Here is a 13,595-nt window from a genome sequence, read left to right on the forward strand (position 1 = left end):
CGGCGGCGCCTGGGGTGGCGCAGCGACGCTAAAGTAGCAGGAAATGCGGGGCAGGTTGCAGTAACGCGCCCACTACTGGCCGCTACGGGTCCCGTAGCGCCGGGCTGTTGCCGTGGCAGCGCGGGTGGAATCCTTTGGAATGCGTACTTCCAGCAGGTAGTCGTATTCATTGTCGCCGACGGTGGGCACCGGCCGGGCGGCCCCCAAGGCTTCCACGGTTTCGAGGATGGTGTTGGAGTGGCCGACCACCAACACGGTGCGGCCCCGGTATTTGCGCCGGATGCGAGCGGACAGAGCGGGCAGCTGCTTGGCATCGTAGGGCATGATCTGCTGACGCTGCTGCGCCGCCAACGGCTCGGCGGTGGTGCGAGTACGGATGGTGCTGGTAGAGAAAACAGCAGCTACGCTGGCCTTGCGTAAGGTGTCGCGCAGCGCCAAAGCCCGCTGCTGACCAGCGGGCGTCAGGGGCGGGTCGGCGAGGCCAGGCGTAGTTTCCTTTTCGGCGTGGCGCACCACATATACCACTGTGTCAGCAGGGGCAGAAGAGGAACTGCCGGCCGGCCGGGTGGCACATCCAGGCAGCAACAGCACCGACAGCAACAGCTGGCCGAAGGTGCGACGGGAAAACAGATGGTTCATATGGGAATGTCTGAAGTAGTTAGCGGACAGTCAGAATCTGCTTGAGTTCTGCGGCACTCACCGTCAGCAGCCCCACTTTGGGCAGCCGCTCGGTGAGCACGCGCCAGTTGGGCTCCTGCCGGAAGATCGGGGCCAGCAGCTTCAAAGCGGCCGGCATCTGCTGCTTGTTGGCCAGGCTGATGGCGTGCCAGTACTGCATTTCCAGGTTGTTAGGAAATAGCTTTTCGGCAGCTTCATACTCCCGGATGGCACCGGGCACATTGTTTTTCTCTACGGCCAGGTCGCCGGCGTTCATGTGCTCATAGGCGCGGTGGAGGCTCAACAGTCGGCGCAGTTCCTTGAGCGGCTCGGCAGCATCATCCACGCGCAAATCCACGAGCCGGTCTTCCCACACGCCTGCGCCCGGCTTGGCCCGCACCACCAGTAGCGCCGCCGACTGCCGCCCGCGCACGTCGCCGCCGGCACCCTGGGCAGCATCCAGCGCCGCCAGCATCCGCTCGGGCAGCGGCAGCTTGGCGCCGGCCTCAAACGCCTGCTGCATTGCGGCGGGCACTTTCTCTGTGAGCATCATATTGGCCTGCACCGAAAACTGCGTGCCCTGCCGATGGCCGGCAAAATCGATGCACTTGGCGCCGGTGTGGGTGGCTACATTGCCGTTGCGGTCCACGATGGCCACCTGGCGCACGTCGCGGCCGTCGTCGGTGCTAAGCAGCTCATCTAAAGCCTGCTGAGCGGTTTTTCCGGCGCGCAGCAGCGCCAGCCCCCGCGGCCCAAACGACTTGTTGGTGAACGACTGCGTGGCAATGGCTCCTACCCCGGCCTCGGCCCAACTTACGCTGGTGCCCACCGAAAACCAGTGACTTTGCACGGCCACGGCCAGGTCGCCGGTGGTTGGGTCGCGGGCCACGATGCTGTAGGTGTGGGCCAAGGGGTCGGTGGTGCGGTAAACCTGGGCGGCAGCCGGGCCACAGAAGCTTGCCAGTAGCAATAAGGCGCAAAGGAGTCGTTTCATGCACTAAAGCACGCAAGAAATCTGCGGGCGAGCAATTCGGGCGGGGCATAGAATTGTGCCAGACCAATTGGAAGCGGCACCGAATGCTGCCAGTAGCGCGCACAACCAAGCTTGCCGCCAGCTGTTGCTGCCGTATCCCGTGCTACCTTTCCAGCCTATGCCTGCTGCCACGCCCGCCATTGCGGTACATCACCTGACCAAGCACTACGGCCCGCACGCCGTGGTGCAGGACGTTTCGTTTGCGCTGGAACCCGGCGAGACGCTGGTGCTGCTGGGCCCGAGCGGCTGCGGCAAAACCACGCTGCTGCGCATGCTCAACCGCCTCGTAGAGCCCGACAGCGGCACCGTGCACCTGGCCGGCCAGGACGTGCGCCAGCTGCCGCCCGAGCAGCTGCGGCGCGGTATCGGTTACGTGATTCAGCAGGTGGGCTTGCTGCCGCACTATACCGTGGCCGAAAACGTGGGCGTGGTGCCGGGCCTGCTCGGGCACGATGCGGCCACCATCAGGCGGCGCACCCACGAACTGCTGACGCGCCTGCACTTGCCGCCCGAACGCTACGCCGCTCAGTACCCGCACCAGCTGTCGGGTGGGCAGCAGCAGCGGGTGGGGCTGGCCCGCGCCCTGGCCGCCGACCCACCTTTAGTGCTGCTCGACGAGCCCTTCGGCGCCCTCGACCCGATTACGCGGGCGGGTATCCGGCGCGAGTTCCGGGAGCTGGAAGAGCTGCGCCGCAAAACCATGGTGCTGGTGACCCACGACGTGCAGGAAGCCTTCGAGCTGGCCGACCGGATTCTGCTGCTGGACGCCGGCCGGGTGCAGCAATTGGGCACGCCGCGGGAGCTGCTGTTCCAGCCCGCCAACGACTTTGTCCGGCGCTTCTTCGAGGCCGAAAAGCTGAGCCTGCAGCTCCGGACTTTGCAGTTGCAGGACGTGCTACCCGATTTAGCTTCTCATTACACAAACACCTCATCTTCAAATAACCAGCCTATTTCACTTACAGCAACCATCCAAGAAGCACTGGAGGCGCTCAGCACGCCTGACCCAGCCGCAGCCAGTACCATCGAGCGGGTACTGCTGACGCAGCCGGAAGCTGCTGATGCACCGGCCGTGCCCTTCACGCTGGCTTCGCTGATGAGTGCTTTTGGGCAAGCCATCCAACGACTGCAACGGCCATGAACACGCTCCACGAACTCCTGGCTTTCTGGCAAACGCAGGCCGGCAAACTCGGCGAACAGACCCTGCAGCACATCGGCCTGACAGCCGCTTCCCTCCTGTTGGGCGTGCTGGTAGGCGTGCCGCTGGGGCTGGCTCTCACGCGCCGGCCGCGGGTAGCGCCGTGGGTGCTGGGCGCGGCCGGCGTGCTCCAGACCATTCCGAGCATTGCGCTGCTGGGCTTCCTGATTCCGCTGCTGGGCATCGGGCCGGGGCCGGCTATTCTGGCGCTGTTTCTCTACTCGCTGCTGCCCATCATCCGCAATACGGTGGCGGGCGTGCAGGGCGTGCCGCCGGCCGTGACGGATGCCGCCCGCGGCCTGGGCTTCACCGACGGCCAGCTGCTTCGCCGCGTGGAGCTGCCGCTGGCGCTGCCGGTGCTCATGGCCGGTATCCGCACGGCGGCCGTCATCAATGTGGGAGTGGCTACGCTGGCGGCCTACGTGGCGGCGGGCGGCCTCGGCGAGTTCATCTTCGGCGGCATTGCCCTCAACAATCCGGTGATGATTCTGGCCGGCGCTATTCCGGCAGCGGCCTTGGCGCTGGCGTTTGATGCGGTGCTGGGCGGCGTGCAGCGGCTTTCGGGGCGGAAGCTGGTGAGCGTGGGTCGGGCGCTGCTGGTGGCACTGCCGCTGCTGGCGGGCCTCTACCTGCTGCCCCGCGCCACCGGCAAGCTGCTGGCCGGCTTCAGCCCCGAGTTCATCGGCCGCGCCGACGGGCTGCCAGGCTTGCGCCAGGCGTACGGCCTGGGTGGCCTGCCCAGCGTGGTGCTGGCCCCGGCGCTGGTATATGAGGCCGCCCGCAGCGCCAACGTCGACCTTATTGATGGTTACTCCACCGATGGCCGCATCAAGGCCTACCACCTGCGCGTGCTCCGCGACGACCGGCGCGTGTTTCCGCCCTACTTCGCGGCGCCCGTAGTGCGGGCCGGACTCTTGACCAAACACCCTGAGCTGCGCGCGGTATTTGGAAAGCTGGCCGGCCAGCTTTCCGACTCCGTGATGACCGACCTCAACTACCGCGTCGACTATCTGCACGAGGAGCCTAAGGCGGTGGCACTGGCATTCTTGAAGCGGCGCGGGCTGTGGCGCATGCCCCGGCCGCTGGCTGCGGGGGCACCGGTGGTGAAGCTGGGCTCCAAGATCTTTGCCGAGCAGTACATTCTGGCCGAGCTGTATGCCAGCCTGATCCGGGGCTACACAGCGCTGGACGTGAGCACCAAAACCGGGCTGGGCGGCACCACCATCTGCTTCGAGGCCTTGCGCAGCGGCGCCATCGATATGTACCCTGAGTACAGCGGCACCGGGCTGCTGGTGCTGCTGCAGCCCCCGCCCGCCACCGTCGATTCGCTGGGGGCTGATGCCGGGGCGGTGTTCGGCTACGTGCAGCAACAGTTTCGGCGGCGCTATCAGCTGGAGTGGCTGGCGCCGCTGGGCTTCAACAACACCTACGCGCTGCTGATGCGCCGGCAGCAGGCTCGGGAGCTGGGCATTTCCTCCATTTCCGACCTGAGCGCTTACCTGAAGTAGTCGGCTTCCGGCTGGTTGGGCTTCATGTTTTCTTCACGCTCAGGGCGCGTATGTTGCACTTCATTTAGCTGATTTCTATGCACATTCTGCTTGTCGAGGACGAGAAAGGCTTGCACCACGAGGTAAAACAGTTTCTGGTACAGTCGAAGTACCTCGTCGATTCGGCCTTCACGTTTGCGGAGGCTTCCGAGAAAATCTATGTCAACAGCTACGATTTCGTGCTGCTGGATTTGGGCCTGCCCGGCGGCGACGGCCTGGAGCTGCTGCGCGAAGCCCGTCAAAACGACAAGCAGGAGGCCTCGTTCATTATTCTCACCGCCCGCGGTGCCCTCAACGACCGAATCAAGGGCCTAGACCTGGGCGCCGACGACTACCTGCCCAAGCCGTTTTCGCTGCTGGAGCTGCAAAGCCGGATGCAGGCCATCACGCGCCGTAAGTTTGGCTTGCGTCGCCAGGAAATCACCTTTGGCCCAGGCTTCGTGATGGACGTGACAGCCCGCGTGCTGCGCCACGGCGAGCAGGAAGCGTCGCTCACCAAAAAGGAATTCGACCTGCTCCACTACTTGCTGCTGCATCGGGGCCGGGTGCTCACGCGCCTGCAGCTGGGCGAGCACCTGTGGGGCAACGTGCTGGAAGACGATTCCGATTCCAACTACATCGATGTGCACATTAAGAACATCCGCAAGAAGCTCACAACCTTCGCCCCCACCGACTTCCTGGAAACCGTGCGCGGAATTGGGTATCGGGTGGCGGAGTAACTGTCTGTCATTGCGAGGAGCCACGACGAAGCAATCCTTCCTTTCGTGGCAGACATTATCCTAAGCCCGCAACCTTCGGGCGGTTGCTTGCTAACCCAAGCCGCGTAGCGGCAGCAGGCTTGTAATCGTTGCTTAGTTGGCGAATACAAGCCGCATAGCGGCGATAGATTAGCCTGCAAACCTGTCGCCGCTATGCGGCTTTTTCCCGGTGTCGACTGATGTTCTACACATCCACCGCCGCTACGCGGCATCTTCTCACATTGAGTTAGCTTCCCCTCCTGCGGGAGGGCTTTTCTGATAATTGACGCTCACATCTTTTTAGAGGAAGGATTGCGTCGTCCTTCGTCCTCGCAATGACATCCTATGCGTCTTGAAGCTAAGCTGGCTCTTTTTAATGCCTTGTCCAAGCTGCTGCTGGTGCTGCTGGGGGCGCTGGTGATTCCGCCTATCGTGAGCCGGGTGGCCGTGGCGCACACCGACCAGCGCCTGCACGAAAAGAAGCGCGAGGTGCTGGCCCTGATTGCCCGCGACGGGCTGGCAGCTTTCGTGCGGCAGGAACAGAACGAGGCCTATGCCGACTACAACATCCTCAAGCAGGAGTACATCAGCCTGACGCCGGAGGCCGGGCGCACGGCGTCCGTAGCCGTGGAACGCATCTTTGATGAGCAGCGGCAGGTCGACAATGCCGTGGAGGATTTCCGGATTCTGAGCTACCGGTTTGCGGCGCAGGGCCGTCCCTACCAGCTGGAAATCGGCTCGTCGCTGGCCACGGTGGAGCTGCTGGAAGCCACATTGCGGCAACTGGCGCTGTGGGTGCTGGTGGTGGGCGCCCTGGTTACCATCGTGACGGATGCGGCCTTTGCACGCTTCCTGCTGCGCCCTCTCGGCGACCTGATAACGCGCAAGCTGCGCAATGTGCGCCACCCGTCGGCCTTCCCGTTCACGCCCATCAGCACCTCCACCACCGACTTCCGCCGCCTCGACGATAGCCTTAACGAAATGATGCGCCAGGTGCAGTCGGCGTTTGAGAAGGAGCGCGAGTTTATGAGCAACGTGTCGCACGAGCTGCTGACGCCGGTGAGCATCCTGCAGACGCGCTTCGAGAATATGCTGCAAGACCCCGAGTTGGGCCACGCGCACTCGCTGAAAATTGTGGAGTCGCAGAAAACGCTCTACCGCTTGCGCAACACCGTCCGGACGCTGCTGCTCATTGCTAACATCGAAAACGAGCAGTACCTGCGCGAAGAAACGGTGAGTATAGCGGTAGTGCTGGCCGAGGTGCTCAACGAACTCGACGACCGGTTAGCTCAGCGCGAGCTGCACCTACGCACTCAGCTTTCCCCCGACCTGGTGCTGCCCCGTGCCAATCACTCGCTGCTGTTTACGCTGCTGTTCAATCTGCTTAGCAACGCCATCAAGTACAACCGCTGGGGCGGCAGCATCACCGTGACGGGCACGCAACTGCCCGCCGGCGGCTACCGCCTGGCCGTAGCCGACACCGGGCCCGGCATTGCCCCCGAAAACCTGCCCCACCTCTTCGACCGGTTCCAGCGCTTCAACGCAGGTGGGGCCGCGTCGCCGGAAGGCTTCGGCCTCGGCCTGCCCATTGCCCTTACCATTGCCACCTTCCACGAGGCCACGCTCACGGCCACCTCGGAGCTGGGCAAAGGCACCACGTTTGCGCTGGAGTTTGCCGGCGCACCAACGGGCAACTCAACCGAAGTGTAGCGGAATTCCCTCATACAGTCTTCATGTTGAGCGTGCTAGCTTAGAGCTCCCACTCACGCTACGCCTACCTTGCATGAGCCACACCCTAGTTCGCCGCCATACCTACGCCAAAGCTCTGTTTGGCATTCTGATGCTGCTGGCCACACTGCTTGCGCTGCGCTACCTGCCCGTGCTGCAGAACCCCGCGCCGCCCGCCGCCGTGGCGCATGGCATCCCGCTGGTAGTGCGCCACGCACCCAGGCCAATAGTGCACCATGTGGGGAGAGTAGCGGAGTAAATAGCCCACAGTGCTACTTATTAAGAAAGCCGCGTAGTGACGGTAGATTCTGCTTATGAACCTGCCGCCGCCACGCGGCTTTGCCCTAGAATAGACTGGCTGACTGCTACAAACCTGCTGCCGCCACGCGGCTACTGCGTACTCTGGGCAATCTTACTCAGCTACTCAATTACTCAGTTACTCGTTATCCCAGTCCTCCGGCCGATTCGCCGGGCTCAGGAGACGCGCTGCCCAGGTGTGGGGCGGGGGCGGTTGATACTTCCAAACGCGGACCCAGCTGCCAACTGGCGTTCAGGCTGCTGATGGCGTGGTGGGCCGTGAGGTCGAACTGGCAGGGCACCACCGATATGAAGTTGTTGGCCAGCGCCCACTCGTCGGTATCGGTACCCTGGTCGAGGTTCACGAACTCCCCGATCAGCCAATAGTACGGCCGCTTGTAGGGGTCGTGGCGCAAGTCGAACTCTTCCTGCCATTTGGCGCGGGCCTGGCGGCAGATGCGGATGCCCGCAATCGGCTGCTCCGACTTCTTGGGGATGTTCACGTTCAGGGCCGTACCAGCCGGAATGCCGTGCGTTAGCGCCTCTCGCACAATGTGCTCCACCCAAGCTTCGGTGTGTTCAAAATCAGCGTTATGGCCGTATTCGCACAGCGAAAACCCGATGGCCGGCAGCCCTTCGATGGCCGCCTCAATGGCCGCCGACATCGTGCCCGAGTACAGCACGTTCACCGAGGAGTTGGAGCCGTGGTTGATGCCCGATACCACCAGATCGGGCTGGCGGTCTTTCAGCACGTGGTGCTTGGCCAGCTTCACGCAGTCGGCTGGCGTGCCGCTGCACTCATAGCTTTCGATACCGGGGAAGATGGTGCTGGGGTCGAGGCGTAGCGAGGTGCCGATGGTGATGGCGTGGCCCATACCCGACTGCGGCGAGTTGGGCGCCACCACCACTACCTCGCCGATGCGCCGCATGACGCGCACGAGCGTGGCAATGCCGGGCGCCGTGATGCCGTCGTCGTTGGAAATGAGAATCAGGGGTTTACGGGCAGTTTCAGACACGATGCGAAAGAGTGTGGTGAACGAAGAGGACAACAAAGGTACACGCTTCCCTACGCGCCGCCCGGGCTTCGTGGCCGACATATTCACCAGATTCTCCGCCTAGAGCAGCATCAACTACGGTGGCGATTCCGCCGTATGCCCATGATGCTGAATCGATTTACTTCTCTGGTTCCCACGCTGGCAACTGCTTTTCTGGCCAGCGCTCTGCTTGCTTCCTGTGGCTCCCCTTCCGACTCGGGCACGCCCCCTTTCCTGCCCGCCGACGGCGCCACCGACCCGGCCGCCCTCAAGCCCGGCAGCACGGGCGTAGCCCAGGAGCCTGGTGTTCCGGCCGCCGCCGCCGACCTCGACCTGCAGTACCTGATCAGTCCCGGCCGCGCCGGTTTGCTGCGGCTGGGCATGCGCGAAGCCCAAATCAAGAAGATTGTGCCCGCGGAGCAGTTGCGCGCCACCACTTACTCCGACAACGGCCAGCAGCTGCCGGCCTATGAACTGCGCGACGCCCGGCGCCCCACTGCCCCCGCCAACATCCTGCACATGATTGCCGACTCGGCGGGTGGCTACCGCCTGCGCCGCATCCGCATCTACGACCCGCAGTACCGCACGGCCGAGGGCATTGGCGTGGGCTCTCCGTTTGGGGCTGCCCGCCAGAACCTGGGGCTCACACGGGTGCGCAACACGCCTGCTGGCTTTGCGGCTGTATCGGGCGAGGTGAAGATTGCCTGGGTTATCGACCCGAACTCGCTGCCCGATAAGCATCCGGCGGAAATGAATTCGACGGATATTCCGCCGGCAGCGCGCATCACGGGGGTATTACTTTACCAGTAGCCGACAAACGTCGGGGCTTGCAGTGCTGCATATTTCTTGTACTTTGCCAACGCAAGCACCATTCCACCCCCGACTAAGTATTCCGGAATACCCTTTTTCCTATGGTTCTGTTCGAAAACCGCTACCGCACCCACGACCTCGGCCTGCTGCTGCTGCGCGTGGGCATTGGTGTCATGTTCACCGTACATGGCTACCCCAAGCTGATTGGCGGACCCGAGGCCTGGGTGAAAGTGGGTAGCGTGATGAAGGTGGTGGGAATAGACTTTGCGCCGGCTTTCTGGGGATTTATGGCGGCCGTAGCTGAAGCTGTGGGCGGGCAGCTGTTGGCGTTGGGCCTGTTTTTCCGGGTGGCCTGCGCCCTGCTGCTGGGCACCATGCTTATGGCCACCGTACAGCACCTGAGCGCCGGCGACGGGTTCAGCGGCTACTCGCACGCGCTGGAGTCGGCCATTCTGTTTCTAGGGTTGCTGCTGAGCGGCCCCGGCCGCCTCAGCCTCGACCAACTGCTGTTCCCGGCCCGCCGCCGGCTGTATTAGGCTTAAGAGTTAGGGCTTAGGGACTAGGGCCTGGAGCTTAGGAAATATACGGGACCGTTGTGGCCTCTTTCTATCCTAAGCCCCAGACCCTAGTCCCTAAGCCCTAATACATACCTTTGCCGCATGCTTTCCTTCCTGCTTTCTGCGCTGCTGCTGTCGTCGGCGCCTCCCAAAACCGACTGGCGCACGCCCTACGAGCTGGGCAACGGCAATACCACCACCACCCACGCCGCCTGCATCGACTACTACCAGCGCCTGGATGCGGCCTACCCGGAAATAACGCTGCGCGAGGCTGGCACCACCGACAGTGGCCGTCCGCTGCACGAAGTGGTGGTTAGTCTCGATGGCGACGCCGACCCCGCTTCGGTGCGAGCCAAAGGGCGGCGCGTGGTATTCATCCAGAATGGCATTCATCCGGGCGAGCCGGAGGGCATTGATGCTGCCATGATGCTGGCCCGTGACTACGTGCAGCAGCCTAAGCTGCGCCGCCAGCTCACGGACATTACACTGGTAATCATTCCGATATACAACGTCGATGGCGCACTAAACCGTAACTCCACGACCCGCGCCAACCAGAACGGGCCCGAGAGCTACGGCTTCCGCGGCAATGCCCGCAACCTCGACCTGAACCGGGACTACATCAAGCAGGATTCGCGCAATGCCCGCGCCTTTGCGCAGCTGTTTCAGCGCTGGCAGCCCGACGTGTTCGTGGACACGCACACCTCCGACGGCGCCGACTACCAGTACACGATGACGCTCATTGCCACGCAGCAAAGCAAGCTGCACCCGGCTTTGCGCAGCTACCTCAACGGGCAGCTACTGCCGGCCGTGTACGGCGGCATGGCCAAGCGCAAAAGCCCCATGACGCCCTACGTGGACTTCGAGGGCCGCACGCCCGACGCGCGGGGCCTGACGGGCTTCATGGAGTCGCCGCGCTACTCTACGGGCTATACTACGCTGTTCAATACCATCGGCTTCGTCACGGAAACGCACATGCTCAAGGCCTACGCGCCCCGCGTGAAGGCTCAGTACGATTTCCTGGAGCTGCTGGTGCAAGCCGTGGCCCAGCAGAAAGACGCGCTGGCGCAGGCCCGCGCCGCCGCCCAGCAGCAAACCGCCGCCCAAACCACGTTCCCGCTGGCCTGGAAGCTTGACACCACGGCCGCCGACAAAGTGACGTTTTTGGGTTACGAAGGCAAGCTGAAGCCCAGCGACATCAGCGGCCAGCCCCGCCTCTACTACGACCGCAAAGCGCCGTATTCGCGCCAGATTCCGTATTACAACACGTTTCAGCCCACCGTGCAGGTGCAGCGGCCGGTGGCCTACCTGATTCCACAGGCCTGGGGCGAGGTGCTGGAGCGCCTGCGCCTCTCGGGCGTGCAGCTGCGCCGCCTGCGCCAGGATACTACCCTCACCGCCGATGTGTACTACGTGCAGGACTACAAAACCGGCCAGCGCCCCTACGAAGGCCATTACGTGCATACGGCCGTGGAGCTACGCACTGCGCCGCAACCGGTAACCTTCCTGAAAGGTGACTACGTGGCCGACCTCAACCAGCCGGCCGCCCGCTACCTTATCGAAACACTGGAGCCGCAGGCCACCGACTCGTTTTTTGCCTGGGGCTTTTTTGACAGCGTGCTACAGCAGAAAGAGTATTTCTCGGATTACGTGTTCGAGGATGTGGCCGCCGACCTGCTCCGCCGCGACCCGGCCCTGCGCGCGCGGCTGGAGAAGCTCAAGCAGCAAAACCCCGCCTTTGCCGCCAGCGGCGCTGCCCAGCTGGACTGGGTGTACCGCCAGTCGCCGAACTACGAAAAAACCCACCTGCGCTACCCGGTAGTCCGCTGGCTGGGCGGCGCGCTGCCGGTAGAGTAGACTAACTGTTGGAAGGCCGTCATGCTGAGCGCAGTCGAAGCAGCTCTACCGCTTCGTTGTGAAACCATTTATTAGTTTGAGGTAGAGATGCTTCGACTGCGGCTCCGCACACTGACTTGATGCGCCACATGCTCAGCATGACGGCCTGAAAGCGTTGTGTATCCCTTTTATTACTTGCTCCCCACTCATGCCCATCCTCGAACTCGACAACCTTTCCAAAACCTACGGCAGCACCACGGCGCTGCGGGGCCTGACGCTGCAGGTGGAGCCGGGCAGTGTATATGGTCTACTGGGGCCGAACGGCAGCGGCAAAACCACCACGCTGGGCATTGCGCTGGGCGTGCTGCGGGCTTCGGGCGGGACGGTGCGCTGGTTTGGGCAGCCACCTACCTCGGCCGGGCGGCGGCGCATCGGGGCGCTGCTCGAAACACCCAACTTCTTCCCCTACCTCTCGGCCCGCCAAAACCTGCAGCTGGCCGCCGACATCAAGCAAGCCGACCCGCGCAGCGTCGACCAGGCGCTGGATACTGTGGGGCTGGGCACGCGCCAGCACGATGCCTTCCGGGGCTTCTCGCTAGGCATGAAGCAGCGGCTGGCCCTGGCTTCCACCCTGCTCGGCAACCCCGAGGTGCTAGTGCTCGACGAACCCACCAATGGCCTCGATCCGCAAGGCATTGCCGAAGTGCGCGGCCTGGTGCAGCGCCTGGCGGCGGAAGGCAAAACCATCATCCTGGCTAGCCACCTGCTCGATGAAATCGAGAAGGTGTGCACCCACGTGGCAGTGCTGCAGCGCGGCGAGCTACGGGCGGCCGGGCCCGTCGGCAACATCTTGGCCACCGCCGACCGGGTGCTGCTGCGCCCCGAGCCGCAGGCTGCGGCCACCGTGCAGCAGGCCCTAGCTGCGCTGCCCTGGGTGTCGGACATACGTGCCGAAGCTGACGGCCAGCTTAGCGTGGCCCTCGCGCCCGGTCACGGCTCCGCCGACCTCAACCGCGCCCTGTTTGCCCAGAACATTGTCCTGGCCGGCCTGGAGTTGCGCCGCCGTAGCCTGGAGGCACAGTTCCTGGAACTGACGAAGTGAGGTGCTGATTTTTTGATATGCTGATGTGCTAATAATGCGTTGATTTTTTAATGAGTTAGACCAGCGCAGCACCAAAAACCAGCATTTCACCAACGCATCGAAAGACAGCACATTAACTCATTAAAAATCAGCACATCAAGAAATGTTTTTTCGCGCCGAACTTCGCAAGATTCTTCCTTATCGTACTGTCTGGATTATTCTACTGGCTTACGCCGTACTGCTGCTGCTGTTTGTGGCGGCGGGCGGCAACCTGAACGTAAATGGCCAACGCCTGGGCGAGTCGCTGTATGCGTTTCCGGGGCTGTGGGACAAGCTGAGCTACGTGGCCAGCTACTTCACCATGCTGCTGGGCATCCTGTTCATCATCCTGATTACCGACGAATTTCAGTTTCGCACGTTCCGGCAGCAGGTCATTGATGGCAGCTCGGTGGCAGGCTTGCTGCAGAATAAGCTGGCGGTATCGGGGCTGCTGGCGGGATTTGCGGTGCTGGTAGTGCTGGGCATCGGGGCATATTTTGGGCTGACGCGGGCGGCGGGTACGGTGGCACAGGCCGCGGGTGGTTTGCCGGCCGTGCTGCTCTACGGAGTGCAGGTGCTGGGGGTACTGGCGCTGGCCGCGCTGGTGGCCGTGCTGGTGCGCCGCAGCGGAGCCGCCATCCTGCTGTTTCTGCTGTATCTGTGGGTAGCCGAGCCGCTGCTGCGCCTGTCCCTGCCCGATGAGCTGGACCGCTACCTACCCGCCAAAATCTTCAACAGCCTCACGCCCATGCCCGGGCAAGAGGTGCTGGCTACCGTCACGGGTCCTTCTGTAGCGCTGCTGCCCAGCCAGGCGTTGCCGCTGGCGCTGGCATATACGGCCCTGTTCTGGGGTTTGAGCTACCTGCTGCTGCGCAACCGGGATTTGTAAGGTTGCTGTCATTGCGAGAAGGTACGACATTCCGCGCATCAAGCGGCGTCAATCCTACCTTTAAAAGATGTGAGCGTCAACGCACAGCAAAGCCCTCCGGCATTGGTTTAGCACACTACTGCCGGAGGGCTTTGCTGTCAGGCCCCTGTCTGGTTATG

At 63.1% G+C, this 13,595-nt stretch carries 13 protein-coding genes; 10 read left to right on the forward strand and 3 right to left on the reverse strand.

All coding sequences use genetic code 11. The features are described 5' to 3' along the window. Positions 1-72: 72 nt before the first annotated feature. Positions 73-639 carry a histidine phosphatase family protein gene (locus H8B14_RS15115; RefSeq protein WP_187316492.1) on the reverse strand — a complete coding sequence of 189 codons (567 nt, stop codon included), beginning with the start codon at positions 637-639 and terminating at the stop codon, positions 73-75. A gap of 19 nt (positions 640-658) precedes the next feature. After that, positions 659-1,651: a DUF1028 domain-containing protein gene (locus H8B14_RS15120; RefSeq protein WP_187316493.1), complete on the reverse strand. Its 993-nt coding sequence runs from the start codon at positions 1,649-1,651 to the stop codon at positions 659-661. Positions 1,652-1,808: 157 nt separating this feature from the next. Between H8B14_RS15120 and H8B14_RS15125 the strand changes: the two genes are divergently transcribed. The 5 genes from H8B14_RS15125 (at position 1,809) to H8B14_RS15145 (ending at position 7,156) form a co-directional block, all read left to right on the forward strand. After that, a complete protein-coding gene (locus H8B14_RS15125; protein WP_187316494.1) occupies positions 1,809-2,828 on the forward strand; it encodes an ABC transporter ATP-binding protein in 1,020 nt (339 codons plus the stop codon). Then, positions 2,825-4,393: an ABC transporter permease/substrate-binding protein gene (locus H8B14_RS15130; protein ID WP_187316495.1), complete on the forward strand. Its 1,569-nt coding sequence runs from the start codon at positions 2,825-2,827 to the stop codon at positions 4,391-4,393. The genes H8B14_RS15125 and H8B14_RS15130 overlap by 4 nt, the downstream gene beginning before the upstream one ends. Positions 4,394-4,470: 77 nt before the next feature. Then, positions 4,471-5,151, forward strand: a complete 681-nt coding sequence (locus H8B14_RS15135) for a response regulator transcription factor (protein ID WP_187316496.1) — start codon at positions 4,471-4,473, stop codon at positions 5,149-5,151. 363 nt (positions 5,152-5,514) lie between these two features. Continuing rightward, a complete protein-coding gene (locus H8B14_RS15140; RefSeq protein WP_187316497.1) occupies positions 5,515-6,879 on the forward strand; it encodes a sensor histidine kinase in 1,365 nt (454 codons plus the stop codon). Positions 6,880-6,952: 73 nt separating this feature from the next. Beyond that, positions 6,953-7,156: a hypothetical protein gene (locus H8B14_RS15145; RefSeq protein ID WP_187316498.1), complete on the forward strand. Its 204-nt coding sequence runs from the start codon at positions 6,953-6,955 to the stop codon at positions 7,154-7,156. Between the two features lie 184 nt (positions 7,157-7,340). Here the strand turns inward: H8B14_RS15145 and surE are convergent, their stop codons facing one another. After that, on the reverse strand, positions 7,341-8,210 hold the full coding sequence (gene surE, locus H8B14_RS15150; protein WP_315984838.1) for a 5'/3'-nucleotidase SurE: 870 nt from the start codon (positions 8,208-8,210) through the stop codon (positions 7,341-7,343). A 141-nt stretch (positions 8,211-8,351) separates the two neighbouring features. On the opposite strand from surE, the gene H8B14_RS15155 reads away from it, so the two are divergent. The 5 genes from H8B14_RS15155 (at position 8,352) to H8B14_RS15175 (ending at position 13,437) form a co-directional block, all read left to right on the forward strand. Next, positions 8,352-9,038: a hypothetical protein gene (locus H8B14_RS15155; protein ID WP_187316500.1), complete on the forward strand. Its 687-nt coding sequence runs from the start codon at positions 8,352-8,354 to the stop codon at positions 9,036-9,038. Between the two features lie 101 nt (positions 9,039-9,139). Further along, positions 9,140-9,574 carry a DoxX family protein gene (locus H8B14_RS15160; protein ID WP_187316501.1) on the forward strand — a complete coding sequence of 145 codons (435 nt, stop codon included), beginning with the start codon at positions 9,140-9,142 and terminating at the stop codon, positions 9,572-9,574. Positions 9,575-9,697: 123 nt separating this feature from the next. Further along, positions 9,698-11,449, forward strand: coding sequence for a M14 family metallopeptidase (locus H8B14_RS15165; RefSeq protein WP_187316502.1), 1,752 nt, complete (start codon positions 9,698-9,700; stop codon positions 11,447-11,449). 187 nt (positions 11,450-11,636) lie between these two features. Further along, positions 11,637-12,530 (forward strand): ABC transporter ATP-binding protein, encoded by an 894-nt coding sequence (locus H8B14_RS15170; RefSeq protein WP_187316503.1) that lies wholly within the window; start codon positions 11,637-11,639, stop codon positions 12,528-12,530. A gap of 142 nt (positions 12,531-12,672) precedes the next feature. Continuing rightward, complete coding sequence (locus H8B14_RS15175) at positions 12,673-13,437, forward strand: ABC transporter permease (protein ID WP_187316504.1); 765 nt, start codon at positions 12,673-12,675, stop codon at positions 13,435-13,437. Positions 13,438-13,595: the final 158 nt, after the last annotated feature.

The organism is Hymenobacter puniceus, assembly GCF_014333525.1.
Taxonomy (GTDB): domain Bacteria; phylum Bacteroidota; class Bacteroidia; order Cytophagales; family Hymenobacteraceae; genus Hymenobacter.

Bases quoted from the DNA above. Each gene is read 5' to 3' on its own strand.
- H8B14_RS15155 (WP_187316500.1), top strand. From the start codon at position 8,352: ATGATGCTGAATCGATTTACTTCTCTGGTTCCCACGCTGGCAACTGCT.
- H8B14_RS15130 (WP_187316495.1), top strand. From the start codon at position 2,825: ATGAACACGCTCCACGAACTCCTGGCTTTCTGGCAAACGCAGGCCGGC.
- H8B14_RS15120 (WP_187316493.1), bottom strand. From the start codon at position 1,651: ATGAAACGACTCCTTTGCGCCTTATTGCTACTGGCAAGCTTCTGTGGC.
- H8B14_RS15170 (WP_187316503.1), top strand. From the start codon at position 11,637: ATGCCCATCCTCGAACTCGACAACCTTTCCAAAACCTACGGCAGCACC.
- H8B14_RS15165 (WP_187316502.1), top strand. From the start codon at position 9,698: ATGCTTTCCTTCCTGCTTTCTGCGCTGCTGCTGTCGTCGGCGCCTCCC.
- H8B14_RS15140 (WP_187316497.1), top strand. From the start codon at position 5,515: ATGCGTCTTGAAGCTAAGCTGGCTCTTTTTAATGCCTTGTCCAAGCTG.
- H8B14_RS15135 (WP_187316496.1), top strand. From the start codon at position 4,471: ATGCACATTCTGCTTGTCGAGGACGAGAAAGGCTTGCACCACGAGGTA.
- H8B14_RS15125 (WP_187316494.1), top strand. From the start codon at position 1,809: ATGCCTGCTGCCACGCCCGCCATTGCGGTACATCACCTGACCAAGCAC.
- H8B14_RS15160 (WP_187316501.1), top strand. From the start codon at position 9,140: ATGGTTCTGTTCGAAAACCGCTACCGCACCCACGACCTCGGCCTGCTG.
- H8B14_RS15145 (WP_187316498.1), top strand. From the start codon at position 6,953: ATGAGCCACACCCTAGTTCGCCGCCATACCTACGCCAAAGCTCTGTTT.
- H8B14_RS15115 (WP_187316492.1), bottom strand. From the start codon at position 639: ATGAACCATCTGTTTTCCCGTCGCACCTTCGGCCAGCTGTTGCTGTCG.
- H8B14_RS15175 (WP_187316504.1), top strand. From the start codon at position 12,673: ATGTTTTTTCGCGCCGAACTTCGCAAGATTCTTCCTTATCGTACTGTC.